General features: G+C 70.2%; 29 protein-coding genes and 1 pseudogene. 12 read left to right on the top strand and 18 right to left on the bottom strand.

All coding sequences use genetic code 11. The annotated features are described in order from the left end of the window. Nucleotides 1-15: 15 nt before the first annotated feature. The 6 genes from NB3_RS02125 to NB3_RS02100 form a co-directional block, all read right to left on the bottom strand. On the bottom strand, nt 16-570 hold the full coding sequence (locus NB3_RS02125; RefSeq protein WP_228827665.1) for a hypothetical protein: 555 nt from the start codon (nt 568-570) through the stop codon (nt 16-18). A gap of 69 nt (nt 571-639) precedes the next feature. After that, nucleotides 640-1,440: a family 1 encapsulin nanocompartment shell protein gene (locus tag NB3_RS02120; protein ID WP_067795544.1), complete on the bottom strand. Its 801-nt coding sequence runs from the start codon at nt 1,438-1,440 to the stop codon at nt 640-642. After that, entirely contained in the window at nt 1,437-2,489 is a 1,053-nt protein-coding gene (locus tag NB3_RS02115; RefSeq protein WP_067795538.1) for a Dyp-type peroxidase, read from the bottom strand. The genes NB3_RS02120 and NB3_RS02115 overlap by 4 nt, the downstream gene beginning before the upstream one ends. Before the next feature lie 58 nt (nt 2,490-2,547). Continuing rightward, complete coding sequence (locus NB3_RS02110; RefSeq protein WP_067795535.1) at nt 2,548-2,874, bottom strand: cupin domain-containing protein; 327 nt, start codon at nt 2,872-2,874, stop codon at nt 2,548-2,550. A 185-nt stretch (nt 2,875-3,059) separates the two neighbouring features. After that, nucleotides 3,060-3,560, bottom strand: coding sequence for a dihydrofolate reductase (locus NB3_RS02105; protein ID WP_067795532.1), 501 nt, complete (start codon nt 3,558-3,560; stop codon nt 3,060-3,062). After that, nucleotides 3,557-4,384, bottom strand: coding sequence for a thymidylate synthase (locus tag NB3_RS02100; RefSeq protein WP_067795527.1), 828 nt, complete (start codon nt 4,382-4,384; stop codon nt 3,557-3,559). Before NB3_RS02100 ends, NB3_RS02105 begins: the two co-directional genes overlap by 4 nt. A gap of 97 nt (nt 4,385-4,481) precedes the next feature. On the opposite strand from NB3_RS02100, the gene cobF reads away from it, so the two are divergent. Then, nucleotides 4,482-5,225 carry a precorrin-6A synthase (deacetylating) gene (cobF, locus tag NB3_RS02095; protein ID WP_067795524.1) on the top strand — a complete coding sequence of 248 codons (744 nt, stop codon included), beginning with the start codon at nt 4,482-4,484 and terminating at the stop codon, nt 5,223-5,225. A 60-nt stretch (nt 5,226-5,285) separates the two neighbouring features. Further along, nucleotides 5,286-6,155: an Fpg/Nei family DNA glycosylase gene (locus tag NB3_RS02090; RefSeq protein ID WP_067795522.1), complete on the top strand. Its 870-nt coding sequence runs from the start codon at nt 5,286-5,288 to the stop codon at nt 6,153-6,155. Between the two features lie 9 nt (nt 6,156-6,164). On the opposite strand, the gene NB3_RS02085 is transcribed toward NB3_RS02090, so the two are convergent. The 4 genes from NB3_RS02085 to pdxR form a co-directional block, all read right to left on the bottom strand. Further along, a complete protein-coding gene (locus NB3_RS02085; protein ID WP_067795520.1) occupies nt 6,165-7,673 on the bottom strand; it encodes a carboxylesterase/lipase family protein in 1,509 nt (502 codons plus the stop codon). A 13-nt stretch (nt 7,674-7,686) separates the two neighbouring features. Beyond that, entirely contained in the window at nt 7,687-9,123 is a 1,437-nt protein-coding gene (locus NB3_RS02080; protein ID WP_067795518.1) for a dihydrolipoyl dehydrogenase family protein, read from the bottom strand. 8 nt (nt 9,124-9,131) lie between these two features. After that, nucleotides 9,132-9,377: a DUF2630 family protein gene (locus NB3_RS02075; RefSeq protein ID WP_067795516.1), complete on the bottom strand. Its 246-nt coding sequence runs from the start codon at nt 9,375-9,377 to the stop codon at nt 9,132-9,134. 159 nt (nt 9,378-9,536) lie between these two features. Next, nucleotides 9,537-10,907, bottom strand: a complete 1,371-nt coding sequence (gene pdxR, locus NB3_RS02070) for a MocR-like pyridoxine biosynthesis transcription factor PdxR (protein WP_067795512.1) — start codon at nt 10,905-10,907, stop codon at nt 9,537-9,539. Between the two features lie 80 nt (nt 10,908-10,987). On the opposite strand from pdxR, the gene NB3_RS02065 reads away from it, so the two are divergent. Further along, entirely contained in the window at nt 10,988-11,668 is a 681-nt protein-coding gene (locus NB3_RS02065; RefSeq protein WP_067795507.1) for a pyridoxamine 5'-phosphate oxidase family protein, read from the top strand. Nucleotides 11,669-11,760: 92 nt separating this feature from the next. Here the strand turns inward: NB3_RS02065 and NB3_RS02060 are convergent, their stop codons facing one another. Continuing rightward, nucleotides 11,761-12,480 (bottom strand): DUF4386 family protein, encoded by a 720-nt coding sequence (locus NB3_RS02060; RefSeq protein WP_067795505.1) that lies wholly within the window; start codon nt 12,478-12,480, stop codon nt 11,761-11,763. 58 nt (nt 12,481-12,538) lie between these two features. Between NB3_RS02060 and NB3_RS02055 the strand changes: the two genes are divergently transcribed. Then, on the top strand, nt 12,539-13,258 hold the full coding sequence (locus NB3_RS02055) for a TetR/AcrR family transcriptional regulator (protein WP_067795500.1): 720 nt from the start codon (nt 12,539-12,541) through the stop codon (nt 13,256-13,258). Here the strand turns inward: NB3_RS02055 and NB3_RS02050 are convergent. The 3 genes from NB3_RS02050 to NB3_RS02040 form a co-directional block, all read right to left on the bottom strand. Next, nucleotides 13,234-14,025, bottom strand: coding sequence for an MspA family porin (locus tag NB3_RS02050; RefSeq protein WP_169810635.1), 792 nt, complete (start codon nt 14,023-14,025; stop codon nt 13,234-13,236). The genes NB3_RS02055 and NB3_RS02050 overlap by 25 nt on opposite strands. Nucleotides 14,026-14,457: 432 nt before the next feature. Continuing rightward, nucleotides 14,458-15,699 (bottom strand): hypothetical protein, encoded by a 1,242-nt coding sequence (locus NB3_RS02045; RefSeq protein WP_067795495.1) that lies wholly within the window; start codon nt 15,697-15,699, stop codon nt 14,458-14,460. Nucleotides 15,700-15,704: 5 nt separating this feature from the next. Further along, nucleotides 15,705-16,478: a crotonase/enoyl-CoA hydratase family protein gene (locus NB3_RS02040; protein WP_067795493.1), complete on the bottom strand. Its 774-nt coding sequence runs from the start codon at nt 16,476-16,478 to the stop codon at nt 15,705-15,707. Nucleotides 16,479-16,531: 53 nt separating this feature from the next. Here NB3_RS02040 and NB3_RS02035 point away from each other — a divergent pair, with 53 nt between their 5' ends. From NB3_RS02035 to NB3_RS02025, 3 genes are all read left to right on the top strand, one after another. After that, nucleotides 16,532-17,182: a TetR/AcrR family transcriptional regulator gene (locus NB3_RS02035; RefSeq protein ID WP_067795877.1), complete on the top strand. Its 651-nt coding sequence runs from the start codon at nt 16,532-16,534 to the stop codon at nt 17,180-17,182. Next, nucleotides 17,169-18,788, top strand: coding sequence for an acyl-CoA dehydrogenase family protein (locus NB3_RS02030; protein WP_067795491.1), 1,620 nt, complete (start codon nt 17,169-17,171; stop codon nt 18,786-18,788). Before NB3_RS02035 ends, NB3_RS02030 begins: the two co-directional genes overlap by 14 nt. Before the next feature lie 320 nt (nt 18,789-19,108). Then, complete coding sequence (locus NB3_RS02025; RefSeq protein ID WP_244891735.1) at nt 19,109-19,651, top strand: TetR/AcrR family transcriptional regulator; 543 nt, start codon at nt 19,109-19,111, stop codon at nt 19,649-19,651. A 7-nt stretch (nt 19,652-19,658) separates the two neighbouring features. On the opposite strand, the gene NB3_RS02020 is transcribed toward NB3_RS02025, so the two are convergent. Next, on the bottom strand, nt 19,659-20,063 hold the full coding sequence (locus NB3_RS02020) for a nuclear transport factor 2 family protein (protein ID WP_067795487.1): 405 nt from the start codon (nt 20,061-20,063) through the stop codon (nt 19,659-19,661). A gap of 71 nt (nt 20,064-20,134) precedes the next feature. On the opposite strand from NB3_RS02020, the pseudogene NB3_RS36745 reads away from it, so the two are divergent. From NB3_RS36745 to NB3_RS02005, 4 genes and pseudogenes are all read left to right on the top strand, one after another. After that, nucleotides 20,135-20,722 (top strand): annotated as a pseudogene (locus NB3_RS36745) (LysR family transcriptional regulator); the annotation flags it as partial. After that, nucleotides 20,716-21,057: a LysR substrate-binding domain-containing protein gene (locus tag NB3_RS36740; RefSeq protein WP_371855873.1), complete on the top strand. Its 342-nt coding sequence runs from the start codon at nt 20,716-20,718 to the stop codon at nt 21,055-21,057. The pseudogene NB3_RS36745 and the gene NB3_RS36740, both read left to right, overlap by 7 nt. Nucleotides 21,058-21,188: 131 nt before the next feature. Further along, nucleotides 21,189-21,899, top strand: a complete 711-nt coding sequence (locus tag NB3_RS02010; RefSeq protein ID WP_244891734.1) for a nucleoside/nucleotide kinase family protein — start codon at nt 21,189-21,191, stop codon at nt 21,897-21,899. A 172-nt stretch (nt 21,900-22,071) separates the two neighbouring features. After that, nucleotides 22,072-22,620: a potassium channel family protein gene (locus NB3_RS02005; protein ID WP_067795484.1), complete on the top strand. Its 549-nt coding sequence runs from the start codon at nt 22,072-22,074 to the stop codon at nt 22,618-22,620. Nucleotides 22,621-22,629: 9 nt separating this feature from the next. Here NB3_RS02005 and pgi read toward each other — a convergent pair whose 3' ends face one another. Next, the gene (gene pgi / locus NB3_RS02000) at nt 22,630-24,267 is read right to left on the bottom strand and encodes a glucose-6-phosphate isomerase (RefSeq protein WP_067795483.1); all 1,638 of its coding nucleotides are present in this window, start codon (nt 24,265-24,267) and stop codon (nt 22,630-22,632) included. Between the two features lie 103 nt (nt 24,268-24,370). Here pgi and NB3_RS01995 point away from each other — a divergent pair, with 103 nt between their 5' ends. After that, the gene (locus tag NB3_RS01995) at nt 24,371-25,828 is read left to right on the top strand and encodes an NAD-dependent succinate-semialdehyde dehydrogenase (protein ID WP_067795482.1); all 1,458 of its coding nucleotides are present in this window, start codon (nt 24,371-24,373) and stop codon (nt 25,826-25,828) included. A 42-nt stretch (nt 25,829-25,870) separates the two neighbouring features. On the opposite strand, the gene NB3_RS01990 is transcribed toward NB3_RS01995, so the two are convergent. Then, complete coding sequence (locus tag NB3_RS01990) at nt 25,871-26,065, bottom strand: hypothetical protein (RefSeq protein WP_067795480.1); 195 nt, start codon at nt 26,063-26,065, stop codon at nt 25,871-25,873. Between the two features lie 175 nt (nt 26,066-26,240). Continuing rightward, complete coding sequence (locus NB3_RS01985) at nt 26,241-26,534, bottom strand: chorismate mutase (protein ID WP_062977356.1); 294 nt, start codon at nt 26,532-26,534, stop codon at nt 26,241-26,243. Nucleotides 26,535-26,625 lie beyond the last annotated feature (91 nt).

The raw sequence follows: 26,625 nt of genomic DNA, 5'->3' as shown, positions 1-26,625 counted from the left end.
AGCGAAAGATCCGGCTCAGTGCGTCGGCGGCGCGATCTGCCAGTGCTCCTGCAACGCGCCCGCGATCTGCGGTAGCACGGTCACCGGAATCCGTTTGTGCCGCAGGATCGCCCGGATCTCCGTAACCTGATCGCGTTTACGCAGGTCGTACGCTCCCGCGACCGGGCGGACCACCGGGGGGATGGACAGCAGCACCAGTTCGCCGTGCGGTTCGTCGCCGCCGGAGAGGTCCAGCGCCAGCGACCACCGGTCGCGCTCGTCCAGCGCGAAGCGCCCGGCTACCACCCGATCCCACGAGATCCGGGAGACCGTCCACGGCTTGCGCCGGTAGATGGCGTGATCGGTGAGCACGACGGCGTCGCGGGTGAACAGCGCGACCAGCACCGCGATACCGACGACGGCTCCGGCCAGTAAACCGGTGAACACCCGGTTCACTCCGAACGCGGCGACGAACGAGCCGCAGATCATGACCGTCGCCAGTATGCCGAGCACGCTGTAGAACACGGCGCGCTGCGTCGGGACGACACCTGCCCGCACCGCCGTCATCTCACCTACCTGTTCATGGCGCATTTCCGGCCCACCGTACCGCTTCGCGCCCCGAGCGCACACACCCCGGCCGTTCCCAGTTCTGAACGGTGCTCACAGGGTGAGCGGGACCGCTGCCTCGGCGGTGTACACCAGGAACGTCAGGCTCTGCTGGAAGTACAGCTGCACCGAGGAGCTGTCATGTGACAGGTAACCGATGGACAGATCCTGGCCGATCCGCAGATCGAAGTCGCCGCCGCGGGTGGTGAGCACGATCGCGCCGTCGATGGCGGGCGCCCAGATGATCTCCCCTTCCGGGATCAGGCGCTCGATGTGCGTGCGGATCATGTGGCCGTGGTCGGAGATCTCGCTGACGGCGGTGTACAGGTCGGCGCTGAGCAGCACCGAGTACGGACCGTCAACACCGGCCAGCCGCAGGGCGCTCAACGCCTGCGCGATCGCCTCCGGCACCAGCCTGGTGTCACTCGGCAGCGTGATCGGGTCGTTGGACGAGCTGGCGCGGATGCCGGTGATGTGCGCGGCCGGATACCCTTCGAAGATCGCCCGGTCCTCGGCGAACGCGATCTTCTTCGCGGCGTCCTTCACCGGGTCCAGATCGGTGTCCTGCGCGCCGCGCTCCACGTCGTCGAGTTCCTCGCGGGAGAGCGTGAACGGCACGCGCAGCTCGACCAGCGGCGCGACCACCCGCTGCCGGGCGAACACCCCGGCGTCCGGCGAGTCGATCGCCGTGGTGTGTCCCGTGCCCACCGCGGAGTAGTCGACGCCGTGCGGGCCGGACAGGTCGACGACGCGCCTGCCCGCGATGTGCCGCTTGAACGTGCGCGTCGCCTCCTCCTCGATGGCGGCCCACGCCTCGGAGGTGATCGGCGCGAGTTCGCGATGGAGGTTGTTCATGACCTGATGCTCCTTTTCAACGAGCCGATACCGAGGGCGCCGTCGCCCGCGGGCGCGGCGGTGCCGGGCAGTTCTGTGCGACCGTCGGTGTCCACCGACACCGTGGATTCCGCCGCCTCCCACGGCGCCGGAGGCAGGTCGTCGAGGAAATCGACGGTGGGTGCGAAGAACGAGGTGCCGGTGTGGGCGACGGAGAAATCGAGGATGCGGTCGTAGGCCGCCTCATCGGTGCCGAGGAACATCCGGGTGAGCATGCGTTCGGTGACGCTCGGCGTGGCCGCGTAGGCGATGTAGTAGGTGCCGAACACGCCCTCGCGCACGCTGCCGAACGGCATGTTGCCGCGCAGGATCTGGCGTTCGGTGCCGTCCGGATCGATCAGCGTGTTGACCTCGACGTGCGAGTCGGCGGGCTTGACCTCGTCGGGGAGTTCGAAGTCGTCCAGTTTGGTGCGGCCGATGACGCGCTCCTGCTCTTCCACCGACAGCGCGCGCCAGTCCTCCAACGGGTGGGTGTACTTCTGCACGATCACGTAGCTGCCGCCGGTGAACTCCGGGTCCTCGTCGCCGACCAGAGCCGCCGCGAAAGCCGCGTGGCCCTCCGGGTTCTCCGTGCCGTCCACGAAACCGAGCAGGTCGCGCTGCTCGAAGTAGCGGAAGCCGACGGTCTCGTCCACGATCGTCCCCGCGCCCGCCAGCCGGTCGCCGATGGCCATCGCCAGCTCGAAACAGGCGTCCTGCACTTCGGACTTGATGTGGAACAGCAGGTCGCCCGGCGTCGCGGGCGCGGTGTGGCGCGGGCCGACATAACCGGGGAACGGATGCAGCTCAGCCGGTTTCGGCCCGGCGAACAGGCGATCCCATGCGTCGGAGCCGATCGACGTGACGCAGGTCAGGTTCGCGCCGGGCAGGCGGAAGCCCACCGAGCGGCGCAAGCCGGTGATATCGGCGAGCAGGTCGCGGACCGCCGCTTCGCCACCCTCGTCGATCGTGGCGACCAAGAAGATCGCGGACGGTGTGAGCGGTTCGAGGATCGGCTGCGGCTCACCCATGATCGACACCCTAATGCCAGGCCGGTGCGGCCGGGGTGCCGACCCGCATCGTGGCGGACTACATCGCCACCGTCAGCAGGAACGCCACGTCGTCGATCGCCTTGACGCTGTGGCGCGCCTTGGGCACCACGATCAGGTCGCCCTCGGAGCCTTTCCATTCGTTGGCGCCGCTGAGCAACACCAGGGTGCCGCTGAGCACCAGCAAAGTGGCCTCGCCCGTGTTGTCGTGTTCGGCCAGACTGTGCCCGGCCGACAGGCCGACCACCGTTTGCCGCAGCGTGTGCGTGTGGCCGCCATAGATTGTCTGTGAACTGCGCCCGCTCGTGGCGAGGGCGGCCAGCTTCAGTTGCTGGCGCGCGACCGCAGTCAGCGATTTCTTTTCCATGGACCGCCTTTCGCAGAGCACCACAGCCGATGCCGGGCTGCTGGCAACGGCTCGAGGCGTTCGACCGGACGCGGGTCCGGCCGCCCGCATATCGAGGAGTATGCCCGAGTCCGCCGCGACGCGGGCCGGGTTTCACCGGCCCCGCCCGTGAGGGCGGCGTTCGCGGGCCGGCACGGCGTGGCGCGCTAAGCGGACCGGCGGGTGTAGTGCCGGATGCGGAAGCGCAGACCGGTGGTGGAGGTGCGCCATAGCTCCGGGTCGTCGGATCGCCACTCCGGTCCGATCGGCGGCGCGAAGGCGTCGCCCTCGACCGCGGTATCGATCTCGGTGACGCTCAGGTCCGTCGCGAACTCGAGCGCCGCCCGGTAGATCTCGCCGCCACCGGCCACCCAGACCGCGTCCGGTGCGCAGCTGTCCAGCGCGTCCGGCACCGACGACGCCCGCTCGGCGCCTTCGGCCGACCAGTCCGGCTGCCTGGTCACCACGATGTTGCGCCGCCCGGCCAGCGGCCGGAACCTCGGCGGCAGCGAATCCCAGGTTCTGCGGCCCATCACCACGGGATGTCCCCAGGTGACGTCCTTGAAGTGGGCCATGTCCTCCGGCAGCCGCCAGGGAATCTTGTTGCCGGACCCGATCACCCCGTCCAGGGTCTGCGCCCAGATCAGCCCGACCGTCCGCTCGCTCACACCGCCACCGGGGCCTTGATGGCCGGATGGTGCCGGTAGCCGTCCACCTCCACGTCCTCGTAGCGGTAGTCGAACAGCGTCGGCGCGGGATGCAGCCGCAGCGTGGGGAACGGGTAGGGGTCGCGGCCGAGTTGCTCGGTGACCTGATCGAGGTGGTTGTCGTAGATGTGGCAGTCTCCGCCGGTCCAGATGAAGTCGCCGGGGATCAGCTCGGTCTGCTGGGCCACCATGTGGGTCAGCAAGGCGTAGCTGGCGATGTTGAACGGCACGCCGAGGAACAGGTCGGCGCTGCGCTGGTAGAGCTGGCAGGACAGCTTCCCGTCGGCCACGTGGAACTGGAAGAACGCGTGGCACGGCGCCAGCGCCATCTTGTCCAGGTCGGCGACATTCCACGCCGAGACGATGATGCGCCGGGAGTCGGGGTCGGTGCGCAGTGTGTGCAGCACCTGGGAGATCTGGTCGATGTGCGTGCCGTCCGGCGCGGGCCACGACCGCCACTGCACGCCGTAGACCGGGCCGAGTTCGCCGTCGGCGTCGGCCCATTCGTCCCAGATGGAGACGCCGTGCTCGCGCAGCCAGCTGACGTTGGAGTCGCCGCGCAGGAACCACAGCAACTCGTAGACGATCGACTTGAGGTGGACCTTCTTCGTGGTGATCAGCGGGAAACCCGCCGCGAGGTCGTAGCGCAATTGGTGGCCGAAGATGCTGCGCGTGCCGGTGCCGGTGCGATCGGCCTTCTTGGTGCCGGACGTCAGCACCAGCCGCAGCAGGTCCTCGTACTGGGTGTCGGGAGCCGATGCCGGATCGAGCGCGTCGTGAGCCACGTCTGGCAACTCTAGTCGTCGTCCTCGCACTGCCCGCGAGCCGTTCGGGCGCGTCCCCGGCCCGGCCCGACGGCGGCGGCCCTGGCAAGCTCGGCCCATGCGCAAGCTCTACGTGATCGGTATCGGCGCCGGCGATCCCGACCAGGTCACCGTGCAGGCGGTCAAGGCGATGCGGCAGGTCGAGACGTTCTTCGTCATCGGCAAGGGGGAGGCCAAGCGGGAACTGGCCGACGTGCGGACAGCGATTCTGGCCGAGCACATGGATCGGCCGTACCGGATCGTGCCGATCGCCGATCCGCCGCGGGACCGCACGCCGGCGGATTACGTCGACGTGGTCGACGACTGGCACGATCGCCGGTCGGCGCTGCTGGAAGCGGCGTTCGCGGCGGCCGACGGCGTCGGCGGCATCCTGGTCTGGGGTGATCCCGCGCTCTACGACAGCACGCTGCGGATGGTCGAGCTGGTGCTCGCTCGCGGCGCGGTGCGTTTCGAATACGAGGTTGTTCCCGGCATCACCAGCGCACAGGCCCTGGCCGCACGGCACCGGATCGTGCTGCACGGCATCGGCGAACCGGTGCGCATCACCACCGGCCGCCGCCTGCGCGAGGAGGGGCTGGGCGCGGAGAACGCGCTGGTGATGTTGGACGGTGACTGCTCGTTCACCGCGATCCAGGACCCCGATGTGCACATCTGGTGGGGCGCCTACCTCGGCATGCCGGACGAGACGTTGATCGAAGGGCCGCTGGCCGAGGTGGGGGAGCGGATCGTCCGGCGGCGCGCCGAGCTGCGCGAGCGGAAGGGCTGGATCATGGACATCTACCTGCTGCGCCGCGGGGCGTGATCCGCCCGCCGCCGTGCGAGAACCGGCAGGTTGTCGGTAGGGCTGGGTAGTCTGAACCCCGTGCCTGAGCTACCGGAAGTGGAGGCGTTGGCTCAGTTCCTCCGGGAGCATGCGGTCGGCGCCGTGGTCGGCCGCGTCGACGTGGCCGCGTTGAGCGCCGTCAAGACGTTCGAGCCCCCGGTCACCGCCCTGTCCGGCCGAGACGTCACCGGCGCGGGGCGCTGGGGCAAATTCCTCGGCCTGGAATGTGACGGGTTGTGGCTGGTCACGCACCTGTCGCGGGGTGGATGGCTGCGCTGGATCGACGAACCGAGCCCGGCACCGCCCAAACCGGGCGGCAAGAGCCCGCTGGCGTTGCGGGTGCACTTCTTCACGCCCGAAGGGGCGACGCCCGCGTTCGACCTCACCGAAGCGGGCACGAAGAAGCGGCTCGCGGTGTACGTGGTGCCGGATCCGAAGGCGGTCCCCGGTATCGCGCGCCTCGGCCCCGACGCGCTGGAGGTGACCGAGGCGCAGTTCGCCGACATCCTGCACGGCACTTCGCAGCGGATCAAGACCGCACTCGTGGACCAGTCGCTGCTGGCGGGTGTCGGCAACGCCTACTCCGACGAGATCCTGCACACAGCGCGGATATCGCCGTTCGCGAACACCAAAACGCTCCCGGCCGACAAGGTGGCCGAACTGTACACCGCGATGCGCACGGTGCTCACCGACGCGGTGGGTCGTTCCGTCGGCCAGGACGCCGCCCGCCTCAAGGGCGAGAAGCGCTCCGGCATGCGGGTGCACGCCAGGACCGGGCAACCCTGCCCGGTCTGCGGCGACACGGTCCGCGAGGTCTCCTACGCCGAACGGTCCTTCCAGTACTGCCCCACCTGTCAGACCGGCGGCAAGATCCTCGCGGACCGGCGGATGTCGCGCTTGCTGAAGTAGCGGCCCGGCTCAGGTAAGCGTGGGGACCCGCACGCCCTGCCAAGCGAGTCGTTTCGCCCGGTCCGGATCGTGTTCCACGCGGGTGGGGTAGTCGATGATCAGAGTTGACCTGCGCGCCTCCGTGTACGTGGGCCAGGACGGCAGCGGAGCGCCGGTACGGGCGAAAGCCAGCCAGTTGTCCTGGAACTGATCGGTGACCGCCCGCAGGCCGCGCCTGCCGCCCGCGGCCGTGAAGGCCCGGCCGATCGGGGTGTCCGTCACGCCGAACACCGGGATGAGATCGGTAGCGTGCGTGGCGCCGATCCCGGCCAGTTGCAAGGCGCGCGGGGCGAAGTCGTAGCGGTAGGCGTAGGTCGGCGCGTGCTTGCTGTGCCCCTCCATGACCGTCAGCGAAGGACGCCAGAAGGTGTAGTCGCCACCCGCCCGCACCGCGGCCTTCGGCTGCGGATAGCCGGGATACGCCGCCCTGATTCTCGACTCGGCCTCGGTGGAGTTGCCGAGCGCCTTGCGCAGCCGGTCCGCGGTGGTCGGCAGTTCGTCGGCGAACCTGGCGAACAGCGTGCCCTCGTCCCGGTTGGTGCCGATGATCAGCGGCACCCGGTGCGCCGAACCGTCGGCGATCGCGTCGACCGGGGAAAACGGCAGGAACTCACCGTCGATGACCGGGCAGACCGGAAAGGCGCCCGGGTGTTCCCGCACCACCTGTGCGATGGTGCGATCGACCGCGCGGCGGATGTCGTTGGCCCCCGCGGTGCGCAGCGCGGTGTGCGCGGTGTCCGGCGTCGCGCCCAGCGCGGCCACACAGCGGCGTGCGAAGCCGCGGGCTTCCTCCGCGGTGACCGCCCAGTCGGCGGGCGGGCTCTGGGCGATGGCTCGATGGAACAGGCCCTTGGCCGCCGGTGTGGCGAGCAGGCTCAGCACGGCGTGCGCGCCGGCCGATTCGCCGAAGATCGTCACGTTGTCGGGATCGCCGCCGAACGCCGCGATATTGGTGCGCACCCACTCCAACGCGGCGAGCTGGTCACGCAGGCCGAGGTTGGAGTGGAACGGTTCTTCGTCGGTGCCGAACTCACTGAAATCGACGTAGCCGAACGCGCCGAGCCGGTAGTTCAGCGAGACCACCACCACGTCGCCGCGCAGCGCCATTCGCGCCCCGGAGTACAGCCCGAGCGCGGAGGTCCCGATGAGATAGCCGCCGCCGTGGATGAACACCAGCACCGGGCGCGGGCTCGACGCCGTCGTCGCGGGCGCGGTGACATTGAGTGTCAGCGCGTCCTCGCTGGTCGGCTGATAGGCGCGCGGCCCGATCCGCGCTCCGGAGCGGTGCTGCATCGCCGCGGAGGTGAAGTCTGTCGCAGCCCGTACACCGGACCATGGTTCGACCGGTTGTGGAGCGCGAAAGCGCAGGTCCTCGATCGGAGGAGCCGCGTAGGGAATGGACCGCCAGCGCAAGACGCGGCGGCCACGGCGACCGCGGACGACTCCGTCGGCGGTCGCGATATCCGTTGTTGCCACCATTTTCAAATGGTAGCTATGCGCGCCGCGCCTCCAACAGGCGCAACCAGAACTCGCTGACCGCCGGGAAGGCTGGCACGGCGTGCCAAAGGGTGGACAGCGGTACCCGGCCGACCACCGCGATCGTCGCCGCGTGCAGTTGCTCGCCCACGTCCGGCCCCACGAAGGTGGCGCCGAGCAGCGTGTCGGTGTCGCGATCGATCACCAGTTTCGCGTGGCCCGCGTAGTCGTCCCTGGACAGCGCCGAACCGGCCACTTCGATGTCGAGTTCGACGGTCTCCACCGCGTGCCCCGCGTCCTTGGCCGCGGCTTCGGTCAAGCCGACCGAGGCGACCTCGGGCGCGGTGAACACCACCTGCGGCACCTTGCCGTGATCGGAACTCGCCACGAAACGCGGGTCGTCCAGCGGTTTTCCCTCGGCCCGCGCCGCGATCACGTCGCCGCACACCCGGCCCTGGTACTTGCCCATGTGCGTGAGCGCGGCGCGGTGGTTGAGGTCGCCGACCACATACAGCCACTGGCCTTCGACATCGCGCGCGGTGAGGTGATCGTCCACCGCGACGTAACCATCGGACAGCCCGACCGCGTCCAGGCCGAGCCCCTTCGCGGCGGGCGCGCGTCCGGCCGCGACCACGATCTCGTCGACCTCCAGCGCCGACTCGCCCTCGGGGCCGCGCAACCGGATCGTGACAGGCCCGCCGTGGATCCAGCCTTCGCCGGTGTCCTTCGCGGCCGGGCGTTCGACGGCGGTGGGCGCGGTGCCCATGCGCACCCGAACACCCGCGCCGGTCAGCGCCGCCACCACCCGTTCGCCCGCGAAGGGCTCGGCCGCGGCCAGCAGCGCCGAGCCGCGCACCAGCAGGGTTACCTCGGCGCCGAGCGCGGCCAGCCAGGTCGCGGCCTCACTGGCCACCACGCCGCCGCCGACCACGGCGACCCGGCGCGGGACCTCGTGCAGATTGGTGGCGTCGCGGGAAGTCCACGGCAGCGCGGCGCGCAGGCCGGGCACGTCGGGCACATTGGCGGTGGTGCCGGTGGCCAGCACCACGGCGAGCCGGGCGCGCAACTGCCGCCCGTCGACCTCCACCGACCGCGTGCCGGTCAATCGTCCGGTGCCGCGCACGATGTCGATGCGGTTGGCGCGCGCCCAGTCGGCCTGCGCGGAATCGTCATGGTCGTGCACGAAGGCGTCCCGGCGCCGCAGCACCGCCTCGACCTCGAGGCCGGTAGCCGAAATCCCCGGCATCGCTCGCGCGGCCGCGAGCACGTGGCCCGGCCGCAACAGCGCTTTGCTCGGGACGCAGGCCCAATAGGAACATTCGCCGCCGACGAGTTCACGCTCCACGATGGCGGCCGTGCGGTCGCTGCCCGCGACGGCGTAGGCGGCGGCGTTCTCACCCGCCGGTCCGCCGCCGATCACGATGACGTCGTAGTCGGTCGGTGCGCTCGACATCGCCGCGCCTACTGCAGGTAACCCTCGACCTGCGACACCGGATTGGCCTGGGCCGCCTCGGGGGACTGGCCCTGGTCGATCCGCGCACGGCGATGACGGAGCAGGTCCCAGGCCTGATCCAGCATCACTTCCAGTTCGGCCAGGCGCTGGCGTTCGGTCTTCGGGTCCAGCTCGCCGTGGGTGGCCTGCGAGCGCAGCTGGTGCTCCTGGTCGACCAGGTCCTTGATCCGCGCCAAGATGTCCTGTTCGCTCATGCTTCGTCCCTTCCGGCCAGAGCGGGCCCCTGCGTGGTCACGCCGCGCCGCCGCCTCCGGGCCTGTTCGCTCATGCTCCGTCGTTTCCGGCATGTGCGGGACCCCGAAGTCGGCAACGCCGTGCTGCCGACTCCGGGCTGACCGCACATGCCGACCATGCTACGGCCGGGCCAGGCACGCGGCGGCCCTCGGGACGGCCGCGGCGAGTTCCGGCCACGGCAGCGCCGTGTAGCCGAGCGCGACACCGAAATGGTCCCGGCGGGATCCGAGGTGATGCCTGGCCAGGCCGTCGAGCGCGACGCCGCGCGCCATGCCCGCCGCGATCACGCGCCGCTCGGCCTCGGCCGACGACACCGGCACGACGACGTGCGACCCCGCGTCGTCACCGAGCACGTCGAGGCCGCGGCGCCGCAGTTCGGTCACCACCAGCGCCCGGCGCGGTGGCAGCGCGCGGCGCAGCCTGCGCAGGTGCCTGGCCAGATCACCGTGCGCGGCGAAGGCGACCAGCACGCGCTGCCCCGCCGGGCTCGGACCGGTGCCGGTGCGCTCGCGGTGGTCAAGCACCGCCGCGGCGATCTCCGGAGCGGCGAGCAGCCAGCCGACACCGAGGCTGGGGGAGAGGATCTTGCTGGTCGTGCCCAAGTGGACAACGACGTCCGGAGCCATGGTGGCCAGCAGCGGCAGCGGCGCGGTGTCGTAGCGCAGTTCGCCGTCGTAGTCGTCCTCGATGACGAAGATCCCGCAGCGGCGCGCGTGTTCCACCAGCTCCACCCGCCGCGCGGCAGGCATTCGCGCGCCGAGCGGAAACTGATGTGCTGGAGTGCAATACACCGCTTTGATGCGCGGCGGCAGCAGGTCGACGCGCAGGCCGTTCGCGTCGACGGGGACCGGAACGACCTCGAGACCGGCCGCCGCGAACGCCCCCGCGGCGCGCTGGTAGCCGGGGTCCTCCATGGCGACCGCATCGCCGGGCCGCAGCAGCGCGGCGGCCAATTCGCCGACGGCGGAGCTGGTTCCGGCCGTAGCGAGCAGCACGGTGTCGCTGCCCGCTTCGATCCCGCGGTGGCGCAGCAGATGCTCGGTGACGGCCGTGCGGAACTCCGGTTCGCCCGCGCGGTCTTTGCGCACGAGCGGCGAGTGGTCCGCCGCGGCCCGCCAGGCGCGGCGCCACGCGGCCGGATCGATGGCATCGACGCACGGGGCGCCCGGGGCGAGGTCCAGCAGTTCCGGCGTGGCGTCGGTGTCGTGCACGGAATCCGGGCGCGTGGGCGCGGCGGCCGGCGCGGTCGTGAGGTAGGTGCCGGAGCCGCGTCTGCCGCGCAGCCAGCCCTCCGCGTGCAATTGGTCGTAGGCGGCGGCGACCACGGTGCGGCTCACGCCCAGCCGCCCGGCCAGCGCGCGGGTGGACGGCAGCCGGTCGCCGCCGCGCAGCGGCCCACTGGTCGCCGCGTGGCGCAATTGGTCGGCGATCTGCACCGACAGTGGTTGCGCCAGATCGCGATCGAGGGCGAGGGGGAGGTCGTCCAGCACGGTTGCTCCTCGAAGTGGACTGCTGAGAATCCTTCAGATTGGCACTTTGATAATGCCATTAGCGCCCCGATTCTGGGAGCATGACCGAAACAGTCAGCCAACGGACTCCCCTCTCGCCGACGCCGCGCAGCACGCCGACCCGGTTGACCGACCGTGCCAGCACCGATCGCGCCGACTTGGACGCGGTGCTCGACGCCGGGCTGATCTGCCACCTGGGTGTGCTGCTCGGCGGCACGCCGGTCGTGCTGCCCACCGCCTACGGCCGGGACGGCGACACGCTCTACCTGCACGGCTCCACCGGCGCCGGGAACCTGCGCGCGGCGCTCGCCGCCGACATCTCGGTGGCGGTGACCTTGGTGGACGGCGTGGTCTACGCGCGTTCGGCCATGCACTTCTCGATGAACTACCGCTCCGCGGTCGTGCTCGGCCGGGCGCGGGAGGTGACCGAGCACGACGAACGCCTGCACGGGCTGCGCGTGATCGTCGAACACGCGGCGCCCGGCGCGTGGTCGCGCGTGCGGCCCCCGAGCAAGAAGGAACTCGCCGCCACGAAGGTGCTCGCCCTCGACCTGACCGAGGCGTCGGTGAAGATCCGCGCCGGTGGCCCGAAGGACGACCCGTCGGATATCGACAACGGCGGCGTGTGGGCGGGTGTCCTCCCGCTGCGCCAGGCTTGGGATTCCCCGATCGACTCCGAGGATCTGGACCCTGGCGTCCCGGTCCCTGCGGACGTCCTGGAGCGTCCGGTCCCGGCCCGCTGACTGCTCGTGGAGGTGCGGACGACCCGAGTGCCGCGATCGCGGCGAGATCGACCACCGCGCGGAACCCGCACGGCGGCCCGAGCTTCCGCCCGTCATCGCGGGCCAGGTGCGCCGAGTGGCTGTGCGGGCGCGGAGGCGTGGCGGGCCGCCGAGGCGGCCGGGTGGCGGACGAGCAGCGCCGCGAAGGTGAGGAGCCAGACGCTCCACAGCACATAGCCCGCGAAGTTCGCGAGCGCGGTGAACGGGACGTGCAGCGGTACCAGTACTCCGCTGAGCACCAGTAGGGCGCAGACGTAACCGAGTGCGGTCCACGCCGTGGGCAGCCTGCGCCGCAACGCCACGGCGACCAGGGCCGTCCACGCGGCGGTGAGGGTGTATCCGGCCGTCTCGCCGAGTCCGGTGCCGAGTACCGCGCCCAGCACCTCGAAAGTGCGCACGGCCGAGGAGTCGGCGCCCTCCTCGGCGGCCCGCGCCGCCAGCGCCGGAACCGCGACGGGCCAGCGCGCCAGGCCGATGGCCTGCACGGCGGCGGCCGCGACGCCCGTCGCCACGGCCGCGCGCATGGCCGGTGAGCGGTCCAGCCTGCCGATCAGCACGGCCAGCGGCCCCAGCGCGGCGGCCGCCACGGCCAGCACGACGAACCAGAGGACGACGGCGGTCTGGTTGTGGCGGAACGAGGCGAGCACGTCGGCCGCCGGTTCGCCGAGCACGTGCGGATAGTCGAAGGCCGAGCCGAGCCCGGCGAAGGCGAGATTCAGGGTGATCGGTGCGGCCACCAGCAGGGCGATGGTGGGCCATGGGCGTGCGGGCATGACGTCTCAATTCTGGCTGTACGGGGTACAGTTAGCTGTACGGGGTACAGTCAACAACGTGGCAGCGGCGAAGTCAACACCGGGAGAACGCAGGACCAGACCCGAGCGGCGGGCGTTCCGCGACGCGCAGATCGTCGATGCCGCCATAGCGCTCATGGACGAAGGCGGTGTCGCCGCCGTGTCGATCCGGTCGGTCGCGACCCGTCTGGGCGTGAACCCCAACGCCGTCTACACCTACGTCGCGAGCCGGGCCGACCTGGAGCGCGCGGTGGTCGAACGGGTGCTCGGCGCGGTGCCGGTCGCTGTGCTCACCGACCCGGCCGTCGAACCCCGCGCGGCCGTTCTCGAATTCGCCCGTGGACTACGAACCGAGGTGCTGAGACATCCCGCGGTGGCGGGGTTGATGATGAGCGCGCCCATGGACGGTGACGCCGCACGAGACGTCGGGGAGGCGTTGCTGAACTGCCTGGCCAGAACCGGCCTCGCCGAGGAGGACTGTGCCCGCGCGGCCTACGCCGTGATGGTGCAGGTCATCGGCTCGCTCGCGATGGAAGTCGCGGAAACCGACGGAAAACCCCCGCTGGCGCCGGAATCCGAGCGGATCGCCGGGCGCGCGGCCACGTTCGACACCGTCGACGGTGACCGTTGGCCGCGCACCCGGGCGAGTGCCGCCGTTGCGGCGCAGTGGATCTCGGGCGCGCAGTTCGACTGGGGACTGCGCGCGCTGCTGGACGGATTGGTGCGAGGCGACGGTCAGAACCAGAACGGGGCACCATAGCCGGTCGTTTGCGCGGTGGCCCTTTTCGAATCGGCCCTTACGGTGACGAAAGGCATGGCGGAGGCCGGGGAAAGGCAGCCGCTGATATTCAACGGGGTGTTGGTGTGGGCGAAGGTGTAAGGGAACTCGGATTCCCCATCGATTTCCGCCGCGCCGATCACCGCCGCCGTCACCGAACCGGGGGCCAGATTCACCGCGAGTTCGACGGAGACACCCGCCTCGACGTCGAAACTGGGCTGGATGCCGACGGCGGCGCCGACGGTGACGCTCGGCGGCGCGACCAGTTGCAGGGAGGGCATCATCATCATCTGCTTGTCGGGCATGTTCATCATCTGCTTGTCGGGCATGTTCATCTGCACGGAGGGCGCGTCCCAGGTGAGTGAGCCCTCCAGGCCGAAGGAGGGCGCGATCCCGAAGTCGACGCCGACGTTCGGTGAGATACCGATCGAAATGCCGTTGGAGATGTCGACCGCGCACCCGACCAGATACCCGATGGCGATTTCTCCGCCGCGCAGCGCCGTGGGGCCGTCGAGCGTCACCGAGAAGTCGCCGGACACCCTCGCCGCGTGCACGAACGGGATTCCCGGCGCGATGTCGCCCGCGGGTGCGACGTTGGTGGCGTTCGCCGACGCGACCAGATGCAGTCCTCCGGCATTGATCTCTCCTGGCGCGGCGCCCGCCACGGAATCAGAAACAGCGAAAGCGCCCGTTACGGCCATGGCCACCGCGATGAGCGCGGAGAGAGCGCGCGAATGCTTTCGGTTCATCATGCTCCAGTCGAGTATCGATGGAATCGGAACTTCCTGCGCGAAACGGACTCACACGGCAAATGGGGCCGTCACGGCCCTATTCGGCGTACGCCGCAGACTTTATCGGGAGGTGTGGCCGACACGGCTGATCACGCCGCACGGCGAGTCGGCCGACACGATTGATCGCGGTCGTCGGCAGTCGTTCCGATCGCCGGTGACGGGCGAGCGAAACTATCGGATTTCATACCAGGTCATCGAAATTCCCGGCCGTTCGCCGAAACATTGCGCGTGTCGTATGAATTTGCCGCGCTCGGATGCGTGCCCGTGGGTGGATCCGGCGGATGAGCCCAAGGGCGACCGCGGCTCGGCGCGTCGCCCCGCCGGAATCGCCCCGTGTCGGTGTGTGAGCCCGCGGGAATCGCCCCGTGTCGGTATGGGAGCCCGCGGCTATCACCACGCCTGGGTGGGCAAACCCACGGAATGCGCCGCACGCACCGCCAGTTCGCGCAACGCGTCGGCGGACTCGATCCGCTCCGGGTCCAGGGAGACCAGGCTCAGCACGTAGTCGTCGCCGATACGGCACAGGTAACCCGACAGACGGGTGCGGGGCAGTCGTGCGGTGGTGAGGCCGGGATGGATGGCGCGGGCGGCGACGCCGGTGCAGCGGTGCGGGCCGAGTTCGAGCAGCGCGGCGGGGAGCGTTCCGATGTTGGAGCACAGGATGTCTCGTTCGCCCGCGCCTTTGGACAGCGCGTAGGCCCAGCGGTCCGGGATCACCTGGAGCAGTTCTTCCGGCATGCCGCCCGGCGCGGAGATGCGGTGCTCGTAGGCGGCCCGAGCCAGCGCGCGGATGGTCGCCGGGGTGTCGGAGCGGGTGATCGCGATGCGCGTCATGGCGAGATCGTTGTCGACGCGGGGTTCGTCGCGGGTGTCGATGGGCAGGCTGGCTTCGATCGTCTCGCCGGAAAAGCCGCTGTCCCGGAGCACGGTGGCGACGAGGTGGATGAACAGGCTGTTGGTCGTGCCGCCGTCGCGCGCCGCCGCGCGGTCCCAGTCGGCGGCGGGGCATTGCAGGATCGCGCTGCGCGTGAGGTTGTCCGCCCCGCGCGGCTGCTCGTCCCGGTTCGGCGCGGCGGGTTGCCGCGGTATCCCGTGCCGCAGCGCCGCCGCGGTGTCGCGCAGGACGATCGACCACTGGCGGCGCGCGTCGGCCCAATCCGATTCCCGCGCGGCGAGCCGCGCCGGACGCACCCGGGCCCCGCCGAGCGCGTCGTCCACCGCGAGCGCGAGCGCACGTCCATCGGCCAGCGCGTGCGAGCACGTGAGGGAGACGATCGAACCGCCGTCGTCCATGGCCGCGGCGGAAAGCCGCCAGCCCGGCCCGTATTCCGGATCCAGCCCGGCGCCCTGCGCGTCGGCCCAGTCGAGCAGCTCCGTCACTGGGAGGACGCTCTCGGCGCGGTCGATCGGATACGCGCGCACGTTCGGTCGCCAGGCCCGGCGTGCACCGGGCACGCGGGGGCGAAGGACTCTGCGCCCCAACGGCCCCGACCGCAGTGCCTCGTGCACCCGCGTCAACAGCGCTGGTTCCACCCGGTCGGCCGTCCGCCACAGGCCCTGCAACGCGATCGGCGTGCCGAGCCCACGGTGGCTGCGCAGGAAGATCTCGTCGACGACGCTCAATCTGCCCATGGGCCTCAGGCGCGAGTGCCGTGCCGGCCCGCGCCGGCGGCGAAGCGCTGCGCGCCGTCCAGCGCGCCGTCGGCCAGTGCCGTCAGACCGTGGCGGAACTCGTTGCGCAGCGCGGACTCTTCCGTCATCCCTTCCTGCTCGAGCAGCGACATGCGGTCCGAGCGCAGGCAGGTCTGCGGCAGCGCGGCCAGTTCCGCGGCCAGCGCCTCCGCCGCGCCGCGGGCCGCACCGCTTGGCACCACGCGATTCACCAACCCGATCCGCAGCGCCTCCTCCGCGTCGACCGCGCGGCCGGTGAGGATCAGATCCATCGCGCGGCCCGTGCCGATGATCTGCGGAAGCCGCACGGTGCCGCCATCGATCAGCGGGACGCCCCAGCGGCGGCAGAAGACGCCGAAGGTGCTGTCCTGTTCGGCGACCCGCAGGTCGCACCACAGCGCGAGCTCGAGCCCTCCGGCCACCGCGAAGCCGGAGACCGCGGCGATCACCGGCTTGGACAGCCGCATCCTGGTGGGTCCCATCGGGCCGTCACCGTCCTCGGCGGCGCGGTTGGAGCGCTCGGTGCCGAGTGCCTTCAGGTCGGCGCCCGCGCAGAACGTGCCGCCGTCGCCCCACAGCACCGCGACCGCCGCCTCAGGATCGGCGTCGAACTCACGGAAGGCGTCGGCCAGCGCGGCGGCGGTCGGACCGTCCACCGCGTTGCGTGCTTCGGGCCGGTGCAGGATCACGGTCGTCACGGGGCCGTTGCGTTCGATGAGTACCGTCACGCGCTCGAACATACGCCGTAAAGGCCCCCTTGTGTGAAGAAATGAATCCGTGCTTCACTTCTTGGGTGGCCTACCGCAGAACACCTGCCGTGCAGGCCCGCCTGGACGCTCAGGCGGGGCTGATCGTGCAGGCCGCGACGAAGGTGCTTTCTCGCGGCGGCTACGCGGCGCTGTCCATGGCCGCGGTCGCGGCCGAGGCGGGCTTGGCCACCGGCACCGTCTACAAGAACTTCGACGGCAAGGCCGCGTTGGTACGCGCGGTGTTCCGGAAAGTGGTCGCCCGCGAGGTCGCCGCCGTGGCCGCGGCGGGCGCGCGGGGAACGGCCGTCGAACGGGTCACCGCGGCGGTGGAGACCTTCGCGGGCCGCGCTCTGAAGAACCCGAACCTGGCCTACGTGCTGCTCGCCGAGCCGGTCGACGCGGCCGTGGACAGCGAACGCCTGCACTTCCGCCGGGCATTCGCCGAAACCTTCGAATCGGCGGTGGCCGAAGGCATCGCGCGGGGCGAACTCCCACCGCAGGACCCGAGGATCAGCGCCGCCGCGCTGGTCGGCGCGATCGGCGAGGTGCTGGTCGGCCCGCTCGCCGACGCGCCGCATGGCGAAGCCGTGGTCCCCGAACTCACCGCTTTCGCGATCCGCGCGCTCGGCGTGCGCGACAACCCGGGCGCGGGTGGCGCCCGGCTGGAATCAGGAGTGTCAGATGCAGACGCATGAAGTCTTCAACCAGGTGCCCGACATCGTGCCCTTCGATGTCTCGCGCAATCCGGCCCTGCTGGAGGGCCTGCACCGGGAAGGGGCGGGCTGGGCCGAGGCCGAAGTGCGGGAACTGGGCGCGCTCGCGGGCGGTGCGCAGGCGCAGGAGTGGGGGAGGCTGGCCAACGAATACCCGCCTGTGCTGCGCACCCACGACCGCTACGGCCACCGCATCGACGAGGTCGAGTTCCACCCGCACTGGCACGACCTGATGCGCGTCGCCGTGGAGCATGGCCTGCACGGCGCTCCGTGGCTGGACGACCGGCCCGGCGCGCACGTGGCGCGCGCGGCGAAGTTCTACACCTGGGGCACCGCCGACGCGGGCCACATGTGCCCCATCTCGATGACGTACGCGGTGGTCCCCGCCTTGCGGCACAACCGGGAACTGGCGGCGAAATACGAACCGCTGCTCGGCTCCCGCGTCTACGAATTCGGGCTGCGCGAACCGTCCGCCAAGGCCGGTCTCATCGCGGGCATGTCGATGACCGAGAAGCAGGGCGGCTCGGACGTGCGCGCCAACACGACCACCGCGACGCCGCGGCCGGACGGCTCCTACCGGATCGTCGGCCACAAGTGGTTCACCTCCGCGCCGATGTCGGACATGTTCCTCACGCTGGCCCAGGCGCCCGGCGGCCTGTCCTGTTTCCTGCTGCCCCGCGTGCTGCCCGACGGCACCCGCAACCCCATCCGCATCCAGCGGCTGAAGGACAAGCTGGGCAACAAGTCCAACGCCTCCTCCGAGATCGAGTACGAGAACGCCTCGGGCTGGCTGGTCGGCGCGGAGGGCGCCGGCGTCAAGACCATCATCGAGATGGTGAACATGACCAGGCTGGACTGCGTGATCGGCTCCGCGACCGGCATGCGGGCAGGCGCGGTGTACGCGGTGCACCACGCGCGGCACCGGAAAGCCTTCGGCGCCGAGCTGATCGACCAGCCCGCCATGCGTAACGTGCTGGCCGACCTGGTGATCGAGTCCGACGCCGCGACCACCGTGATGATGCGGCTTGCCGGGGCCACCGATCGCGCCGGCGGCGACCCGGCCGAAGCGGCGCTGCGGCGCATCGCGCTCGCCGTGACGAAGTACTGGGTATGCAAGCGTGCCCCCGCGCACGCGGCCGAGGCGCTGGAATGCTTCGGCGGCAACGGATACGCCGAGGAGTCCGGAATGCCGCGGCTGTACCGGGAAGCGCCGCTGATGTCCATCTGGGAGGGCTCGGGCAACGTCGCCGCGCTGGACGCGCTGCGCGCCATGGGGCGGCAGCCGGAGACGGTCGAGGCGTACTTCAACGAAGTGTCGCTCGCCAAGGGCGAGAACCCGCGCCTGGACGACGCGATCGCCCGGGTCGGCAAGGAACTGTCGGATCTCAACGACATCGAATACCGCGCGCGGCGGGTCGTCGAGCTGATGGCGCTGGTGCTGCAAGGCGCGCAGCTGGTCCGGCACGGCCACCCCGCCGTCGCCGACGCGTTCTGCGCGACCCGGCTCGGTGACGACTGGGGCATCGCGTTCGGCACGCTGCCCACCGGCGTCGACACCGGCGCGATCATCGAGCGGGCGTTCGTCTGAAATCGCGCAGCGACCGGGGGCCGGTTCAGGTGAAACGGTCCCCGGTGGCGAGGCGCCCCCGGGAGATCCCACGCCGCTCCGCCGACCCGACCTCAGAGGGTGTCGAGCCAGGCGAACATGTGGTGGAGCAAGGTGGAACGGGCGCCGTAGGCGCAGTGCTCCCCGGCGCCATCCGCGCTGTGCAGCGGGATCAACGTCGCGGGGCAGGTCAATTCGCGGTGTAGGCGTTCGGGCTGGCCCGCGAAGAAGTGGTCGTTGTCCGGGGCGAAGATGAGGGTGGGCGCCGCCGTCCCGCTGGGGCGGCCGTAATGCAGCCGCAGGTGACGGAGGCGATCACCGAAGCGGTGCTCGCCGAATTGGCGGAGGTCGGCTACGGCCGACTGTCGATGGAGGCCGTCGCCCGGCGGGCGGGCGTCAGCAAGCCGACGGTCTACCGGCGTTGGCGTTCGAAGGAGGAGATGGTGGCCGCATTGGCCTCGACTCTGGCGGTGGCGGCCGCCGACACTCCGGACACGGGCACGCTGCGCGGTGATGTGCGGGCCTATCTGGAGTCGGCGGCCGGCCTGCTGTCACATCCGTTGGCCGCCAGAGTCATTCCCGATCTGTTGGCGGAGGCATCGCGGAACCCGACGCTGGCGGAATCTCTTCTGATCGGCGCCCGGGATACGCGGCGCGAGCGGGCCGCCGACATGCTGCGGCGGGCTGTCGCCCGCGGCGAGCTGCCCGCGGAGCTGAACATCGATCTGGCGTTGGACATGCTCGCCGGACCGCTCTATTGGCGGCTGATGATCGTGGGTATCCCGATCGAGCCGGACTACCTGGATCAGCTCACCGATCTGCTCATCGCGGGTTGGCGCGGCTGAGTCCGGCCTATCCGGCGGGTCGGGTCAGCACCCGTTCGACCAACGCCGTGTCGCAGTGCTCGACCACCTCGCGCAGTTTTCCTTCCGCGACCCGGAAGATGAAGCAGTAGGTCTGGTTGTAGGTCTCCCCGCGCGTGGTCACGGCCTCGGCGCGGGCCTGGACGACCACGCGGTCGTCCGCGGCGAGAATCGTCTCGGCGGTGCTGCGGTACTCGGTGAACTGAGCCATCAGCGGACGCAGGAGCTGTTCCAGCACTGCCTGTTTCGGTTCCCAGGCGCCGCTCCAGGACCAGTCGCCCGGGAACACCCAGCGGAAGTCGTCGGCCATGGCGTCGCTCAGCGCGCGGGTGTTGCCGAGGGACATCTGTTCGAAGATGTCGGTGAGCAGCTTCTTGTTCTCGATCGCGGTCATGACGACGACGCTAGGGCCGCCGAAAGCATGCGACAAGCGACTGTCTCGCATATCTGGTATGAGGATTACGCATGGATGAGTTCACCGTCGCCGGGCTGCGAGTGGTGCGGGAGGCGGCCGCGTGCGGATCGTTCTCGACCGCAGCGGAAAACCTCGGTTACACGCAATCCGCGGTGTCCAGACAGATCGCGCTCATGGAGCGGGCGGCGGGCCGCGCGCTGTTCGAGCGGCACGCGCGCGGTGTGCAGCCCACCGAGGCCGGACGCATCGTGCTGCGACACGCGGACGTGATCCTCGGCGAACTGGACCAGGCCCGCCACGACATCCGTCATCTCGCGACGCGCCCGGCGGGCCGCCTGCGGATCGGGGCGTTCTCCACAGCGATGGCCGCGTTGGTGCCGCGGGCGATCGCCGCCACGACCGCCCGCGACCCACGCCTGCGGATCTCGCTGCGGGAGGGGCTCAGTGCGAGACTGCTCACCGCCGTCGCGCGGGAACGCCTCGACCTCGCCGTGGTGACGGCACCGGACACCCTGCCCTCCGGCGTCGTGATCGAACCGCTGCTGGACGATCCGTTGCTGGTCGCGGTCGGCTCCGCGCACCCGCTGGCCGGCGCCGTCAGCGCGACGCCGGACATGCTGCGCGACGAACGATGGATCGCGGGCAGTCAAGAGCCGTCCGCCACACTCTCGGTGCCTGGCGCGACCCTGGCCGGGAGCCGCGCATCGCTTTCGTCGCGCGCGACTGGGTCGCCAAAATCGGGCTCGTCGCCGCCGGATCGGGCAGCACAGTGGTCCCCGGCATCGCCGTACCCGTACTCCCGCCGACCGTCGCGGTGCTCCGAATCGACCACCCGTCGGCGGTACGGCGGACGGTCGTCGCGTATCGCGATCGCGGGGCCGCGCAGCCGCGTGGTGCGTTCATCGAGGCGCTGCGCGATCAGGCGGCGGACTTGGCCGCCCAGGTGCGCCAGCGTCTTCGCGCGGGCGCGTGATCGCAGCGGATCTTGTGGACGAGTGTGGACACCTGTGCCACAACTCCCGGTCAGCGCAGAGACGGATACGGCAGCCGCACGAGAGTGGAAGTAGGGGGCCGGGACAGTGGAGCGCCGGTAGTGTGGCGGCGGTGGCAGCGGAGTTCGTCGACAGACCGTTGAGCTGGTTGGTCCGGCGGGTGCTGGACCGGGCCACGCGGGGGAGGTATCTGCTCGGCATCGCGGGGCCGCCCGGCGCGGGCAAATCCACGTTGTCGGTCGCGTTGCGCGACGCGATCAACCTCGCGGCGGGCGACGCGGTCGCCGAAATCGCACCCATGGACGGCTACCACCTGAGCAACGATGTCCTGCGTGCGACCGAAAGCCTCGCGCGCAAAGGCGAACCGGACACCTTCGATGTCGACGGTTACGTCTCGGGGCTGCGCCGCCTGCGCACCACGCCGGTGGGCGAGCCGGTGCCGTGGCCCACCTTCGACCGATCCATCGACGCCCCGGTGCCAGGGGGAGTGGTGTTCGACCGGCAGTCCATCGTCCTCACCGAGGGCAACTACCTGCTGCTCGACGACTTCGGCACGCGGCGGTGGTCGGTGGTCCGCGCGCTGCTGGACGAATGCTGGTATCTGGACGCTACGCGCGAGGTGCTCGGAAAGCGCCTGCTGCACCGTCACATTCGCGGTGGCCGCACGCCCGCGTCGGCGCACGACAAAGTGCACAACAGCGACTTGCGCAACGCCGATCTCGTCGCTGCCACCAGGCAGCGCGCCGACCTCGTGCTGCGCTGGAATGCGGGAAGCTACACGGTGGCAGCCCCGCCCTCGGCAGCCGATCCGAGCAGCTCTTAGCGCGCGCACATCGTCCGAGCTGGTCGACGTCTCGTCCGCGGGCACGACACACCGCGTCGCGATCCGGGCACCCGTTCGCGTGCCGGTCCCTGCCGCATCCGAGCGGGCGGAACTTCGCATCGTCCGGCGCGTGTCGTGGCTCATGCGCTCTACCTGGCACGATGATGGGAAAATGACGGAGAATCGCGCGGTTGGCAGGTTGTCCCGAGCCCTGCACAACCTGTTCGCCGTGGTGTGCGCTCTGCTGTTCTACTACTTCCTGCCGTTGCAGGTCGCGCCGTTCGGCCGGTTGTCCGGCGTGCCTGCGCTGATCGCGTTCGTCGTCGGCGTCGCAGGCCTGATCTGGCTGGCCCGGTGGCGGATCCGGCGCTACATCATGGATCCGCGCGCGACCGTCGGGCGGATCAACGACGTGCTGCTCGTCGTCTGCGTTGTCGTGACCTTCTTCGCCCTGTACTACTACTTGCTGGAACTGCGCGCCCCCGGCCAGTTCGAGGGCCTGCACACGCGAACCGACGCGCTCTACTACACCATCGTCACGCTCGGCACGATCGGCTACGGCGACGTGCACGCGGTCGGAACCGCCGCCAAGGTGGCCACCATGGTGCAGGTCGCCTTCGACCTCGGCGTCATCGGCATCCTGATCGCGATATCGACTTCGCACATCATCCAGCAATTGAGCGAGGCGCAGCGCAACCGTCCGACGGGCGGCGGCGACTAGCGAACGAGATCAGCGGTTGGCGCGGTACCAGCGAATCAGCGAGTCGGTGGACGAATCATCCTGTGGCGCGGGCTCTTCCGCCGATGTGAGCAGCGGAGCCAAAGCCAGCGCCTGCTGCTTGCCCAGTTCGACACCCCACTGGTCGAAACTGTCGATGCCCCAGATGGTGCCCTCCACGAACACCTGGTGCTCGTAGAGCGCGATCAGCTGACCGACGACCGACGGCGTGAGCCGCGGCGCGAGGATGGTGGTGGAGGGACGGTTGCCCGGCATCACCTTGTGCGGCACGATCGCCGGATCGGTGCCCTCGGCGGCGATCTCCTCGGCGGTCTTGCCGAAGGCGAGCACCTTGGTCTGCGCGAACAAGTTGCTCATCAGGATGTCGTGCATGCTGCCGGTGCCGTCGCGGGTCGCCAGATCGTCGGTGGGCTGCGCGAACCCGATGAAATCCGCCGGGATGAGGCGGGTGCCCTGATGTAGCAATTGGTAGAAGGCGTGCTGGCCGTTGGTGCCCGGTTCGCCCCAGAAGATCTCGCCGGTGGAGGTGGTGACCGGTGTGCCGTCGGCGCGGACCGACTTCCCGTTCGACTCCATGGTCAACTGCTGCAAATAGGCGGGGAAACGGGCCAGATCGTTCGAATACGGCAGCACCGCATGGGATTCCGCGCCGAAGAAGTTCGAGTACCAGACGCCGAGCAGGCCGAGCAGCACCGGGGCGTTCGCCTCCAGCGGCGCCTCGGCGAAGTGCCGGTCCACCGCGTGCATACCGGCGAGGAACTCCGCGAAGCGCTCCTTGCCGATGGTCGCCATCACGGAAAGACCGATCGCCGACGCCACCGAGTAGCGCCCGCCGACCCAGTCCCAGAAACCGAACATGTTCTCGGTATCGATCCCGAATTCCGCGACCCGCTCGGCGTTGGTCGACACCGCGACGAAGTGCTTGGCTACGGCGTCCTCACCCAGCGCGGCGACCAGCCAGCGCCGGGCCGCGGTCGCGTTGGTGAGCGTCTCCAGGGTGGAGAAGGTCTTGGACGCGACGATGAACAGCGTGGTGGCCGGGTCGAGCCCGTCCAGCTTCGCGACCAGGTCGGCGGGATCGACGTTGGAGACGAATCGAGCGCCGATGCCGGCGTCCTCGTAGTGCCGCAGCGCTTGGTGCACCATGACCGGCCCCAGATCCGATCCGCCGATGCCGATGTTGACCACCGTCGTGATGCGCTCGCCGGTAGCCCCCCGCCACGCGCCGGAGCGCAGCGCGTCGATGAACTCGCCCATCCGCCGCAAGACCTCGTGCACCTCGGCGCCCGCGTCGACGCCGTCGATGATCATGGTCTCGCCCGCAGGCAGCCGCAGGGCGACATGGCCGACCGCGCGGTCCTCCGAGGTGTTGATGTGCTCGCCGCGGAACATCGCGTCGCGCCGCTGCGGCACGCCCGCCTCGCGCGCCAATTCGACCAGCAGGTGCAGGGTTTCGCGGTTCACGCGGTGCTTGCTGTAGTCGATGTGCAGGTCCGCGACCTGGACGGTCAGCTCGCTGCCCCTGGCCGGGTCGTCGGCGAAGAACTCCCTCAGGTGTCGTCCCGCGACGGCGCCGTGGTGATCGTGCAGTTTCCGCCAGGCCGCCGTCGCGGTGATGTCGCTGCTCACGTTCGCCGAGAGTACAAGCAGGCGCCGCCGCGCGCACGGCTGCGGGCGCGGAGAGTCGGCCGGACCGCCGGAACTGTTCCCCCATCAGGCATAGGCTGGCGTCATGGTGTCCGAACGTGAACTTCTCGAATCCGTACCGACGCAGTTGTGGATCGGAGGGCGGGCCGTCGACGCCACCGGCGCGGGTACCTTCCCGGTGCACAACCCGGCGACCGGGGAGGTGTTGGCGAATGTCGCGGACGCGACGCCGGAGGACGCGCTGCGGGCGCTCGACGCGGCCGTGGCGGTGCAGGACGAATGGGCGGCCACGCCGGCGCGGGAGCGCGGGGAGATCCTGCGCGCGGTGTTCGAGCGGATCACCGCACGGGCGGAGGAGTTCGCCCTGCTGATGACCCTGGAGATGGGCAAGGCGCTGCCGGAGAGCCGCAACGAGGTGCGCTACGGCGCCGAGTTCTTCCGCTGGTTCAGCGAGGAAGCCGCCCGGGTGCACGGGCGCTACCTGCACGCGCCTTCCGGCACCGGCCGGATCATGGTGCACAAACAACCGGTCGGCCCCTGCCTGGCGATCACGCCGTGGAACTTCCCGCTCGCCATGGGCACGCGCAAGATCGGCCCCGCGCTGGCCGCAGGCTGCACGATGATCGTCAAACCCGCCTCCGCGACACCGCTGACCATGCTGCTGCTTGCCGAGCTGTGCAGCGAGGCGGGCCTGCCCGACGGCGTGCTGTCGGTGCTCACCTCCAGCCGTTCCGGCGCGGTGACCCAGCCGCTGCTCGACGACTCCCGGCTGCGCAAGCTCACCTTCACCGGTTCCACCGAGGTGGGCAAGAAGCTGGTGGCGAAATCCGCGAACCGGCTGCTGCGCACCTCGATGGAACTCGGCGGCAACGCGCCGTTCGTGGTGTTCGCCGACGCCGACGTCGACGCCGCGGTGCAGGGCGCGATGCTGGCGAAACTGCGCAACGGCGGCGAGGCGTGCACCGCCGCCAACCGCTTCCACGTGCACAACAGCGTGCTCGAGGAGTTCACCACCAAGCTGGTCGAGGCGATGTCGAGCAGCGTGCGGCTCGGGCCGGGCGCCGACCCGGACACGACGCTGGGCCCGCTGATCAACGAGGAGCAGTTGCGCACGGTCGGCGAACTGGTCGACGACGCCGTCGAGAAGGGCGCGCAGGTGCTGATCGGCGGCAAGGCGCCCGACGGGCCCGGCTGGTTCTACCCGGCCACCGTGCTGCGCGACGTCCCGCCGCAAGCGCGGATCCTGCGCGAGGAGGTCTTCGGCCCGGTCGCGCCGATCGTCGGCTTCGACACCGAGGAAGAGGGGCTCGCCGCCGCCAACGATACGGAATTCGGGTTGGTCAGCTACGTCTACACGCGCGACCTCGATCGCGCGCTGCGGATCGCGGAGGGCCTGGAATCCGGCATGGTCGGCGTCAACCGCGGCGTCATCTCCGACCCCGCCGCCCCCTTCGGCGGCGTCAAGGAGTCCGGCTTCGGCCGGGAGGGTGGCACCGAGGGCATCGAGGAGTACCTGTCCACCAAGTACATCGCCCTCACGTGAGTCGATCCCGCCCGGGTGGTGCGCGGCCACCCGGGCGGATGCTCAGCTCCGGTCCTCGATGGCCGCGTCGATCTCCGCGTCCGTTGCCCGATGAACCCCGAGTTTCTCCGCCACCCGGCTCAACGTGATCTCCAGGCCGAGTACGTGGCGATGCGTTTCGTACATGGTCTCGGCATAGCCGGACTCGATGTCGGTGACGCGACTTTCCAGAGCCGTCATGCGGCGGTCGATCGACATGCTTCCCCCTCTTCGAATGGCCCGCGCGGCGGGATCGGTGAGCGCGAGCCTACCGCTGCGCACCGACAGGATTCGCCTATCCGGCCGCGGACATGAAACGACCGCCCCCGGGTTGTGCGCACCAGGGGCGGTCATCGGTGGCGACGCTCAGGCGAGCGCGTCGCGTGCGATCGGTTCAGTGGCCGAGACGACCGCGGCCGAGGCGAAGCAGCAGCATGGCGAGGGTGTGGCCTTCCTGACCGAGTTCGCTGAAGCGCTCCAGCACCTTCATCTCGCGGCTGTGCACCAGGCGCGGCCCGCCCGACGCCATGCGCGTCCGGCCGATGATCCGGGAGATCTCCGTCCGGCGCTTGATCGCGGCGAGGATCTCCGCGTCGAGCCGGTCGATCTCCTTGCGGAGCTTGTCGATCTCGGCCTCGGTCTGCGGCAGCGCGGATTCGGACCCGGTCGTCGTGGCAGGGGTGCTCATCATTCATCTCCTCGTGTCAGAACTTCGATCGGCGCGTGCCGACGGCTCGTTACCGATCAGTTCTTTCACCGTGAAACAGACCTGGTGGGGC

It is taken from the genome of Nocardia beijingensis NBRC 16342, from assembly GCF_001612785.1.
In the GTDB taxonomy this organism is placed as follows: Bacteria; Actinomycetota; Actinomycetes; order Mycobacteriales; family Mycobacteriaceae; genus Nocardia; species Nocardia beijingensis.
This window is presented reverse-complemented; position numbering and strand designations above follow the sequence as displayed.

Coding starts and splice junctions, on each gene's coding strand:
- NB3_RS02125 (WP_228827665.1), bottom strand. CDS start 570: ATGCGCCATGAACAGGTAGGTGAGATGACGGCGGTGCGGGCAGGTGTC.
- NB3_RS02120 (WP_067795544.1), bottom strand. CDS start 1,440: ATGAACAACCTCCATCGCGAACTCGCGCCGATCACCTCCGAGGCGTGG.
- NB3_RS02115 (WP_067795538.1), bottom strand. CDS start 2,489: ATGGGTGAGCCGCAGCCGATCCTCGAACCGCTCACACCGTCCGCGATC.
- NB3_RS02110 (WP_067795535.1), bottom strand. CDS start 2,874: ATGGAAAAGAAATCGCTGACTGCGGTCGCGCGCCAGCAACTGAAGCTG.
- cobF (WP_067795524.1), top strand. CDS start 4,482: ATGCGCAAGCTCTACGTGATCGGTATCGGCGCCGGCGATCCCGACCAG.
- NB3_RS02085 (WP_067795520.1), bottom strand. CDS start 7,673: ATGGTGGCAACAACGGATATCGCGACCGCCGACGGAGTCGTCCGCGGT.
- NB3_RS02080 (WP_067795518.1), bottom strand. CDS start 9,123: ATGTCGAGCGCACCGACCGACTACGACGTCATCGTGATCGGCGGCGGA.
- NB3_RS02075 (WP_067795516.1), bottom strand. CDS start 9,377: ATGAGCGAACAGGACATCTTGGCGCGGATCAAGGACCTGGTCGACCAG.
- NB3_RS02065 (WP_067795507.1), top strand. CDS start 10,988: ATGACCGAAACAGTCAGCCAACGGACTCCCCTCTCGCCGACGCCGCGC.
- NB3_RS02060 (WP_067795505.1), bottom strand. CDS start 12,480: ATGCCCGCACGCCCATGGCCCACCATCGCCCTGCTGGTGGCCGCACCG.
- NB3_RS02050 (WP_169810635.1), bottom strand. CDS start 14,025: ATGAACCGAAAGCATTCGCGCGCTCTCTCCGCGCTCATCGCGGTGGCC.
- NB3_RS02045 (WP_067795495.1), bottom strand. CDS start 15,699: ATGGGCAGATTGAGCGTCGTCGACGAGATCTTCCTGCGCAGCCACCGT.
- NB3_RS02040 (WP_067795493.1), bottom strand. CDS start 16,478: ATGTTCGAGCGCGTGACGGTACTCATCGAACGCAACGGCCCCGTGACG.
- NB3_RS02030 (WP_067795491.1), top strand. CDS start 17,169: ATGCAGACGCATGAAGTCTTCAACCAGGTGCCCGACATCGTGCCCTTC.
- NB3_RS02020 (WP_067795487.1), bottom strand. CDS start 20,063: ATGACCGCGATCGAGAACAAGAAGCTGCTCACCGACATCTTCGAACAG.
- NB3_RS36740 (WP_371855873.1), top strand. CDS start 20,716: ATGGATCGCGGGCAGTCAAGAGCCGTCCGCCACACTCTCGGTGCCTGG.
- NB3_RS02005 (WP_067795484.1), top strand. CDS start 22,072: ATGACGGAGAATCGCGCGGTTGGCAGGTTGTCCCGAGCCCTGCACAAC.
- NB3_RS01995 (WP_067795482.1), top strand. CDS start 24,371: ATGGTGTCCGAACGTGAACTTCTCGAATCCGTACCGACGCAGTTGTGG.
- NB3_RS01990 (WP_067795480.1), bottom strand. CDS start 26,065: ATGTCGATCGACCGCCGCATGACGGCTCTGGAAAGTCGCGTCACCGAC.
- NB3_RS01985 (WP_062977356.1), bottom strand. CDS start 26,534: ATGAGCACCCCTGCCACGACGACCGGGTCCGAATCCGCGCTGCCGCAG.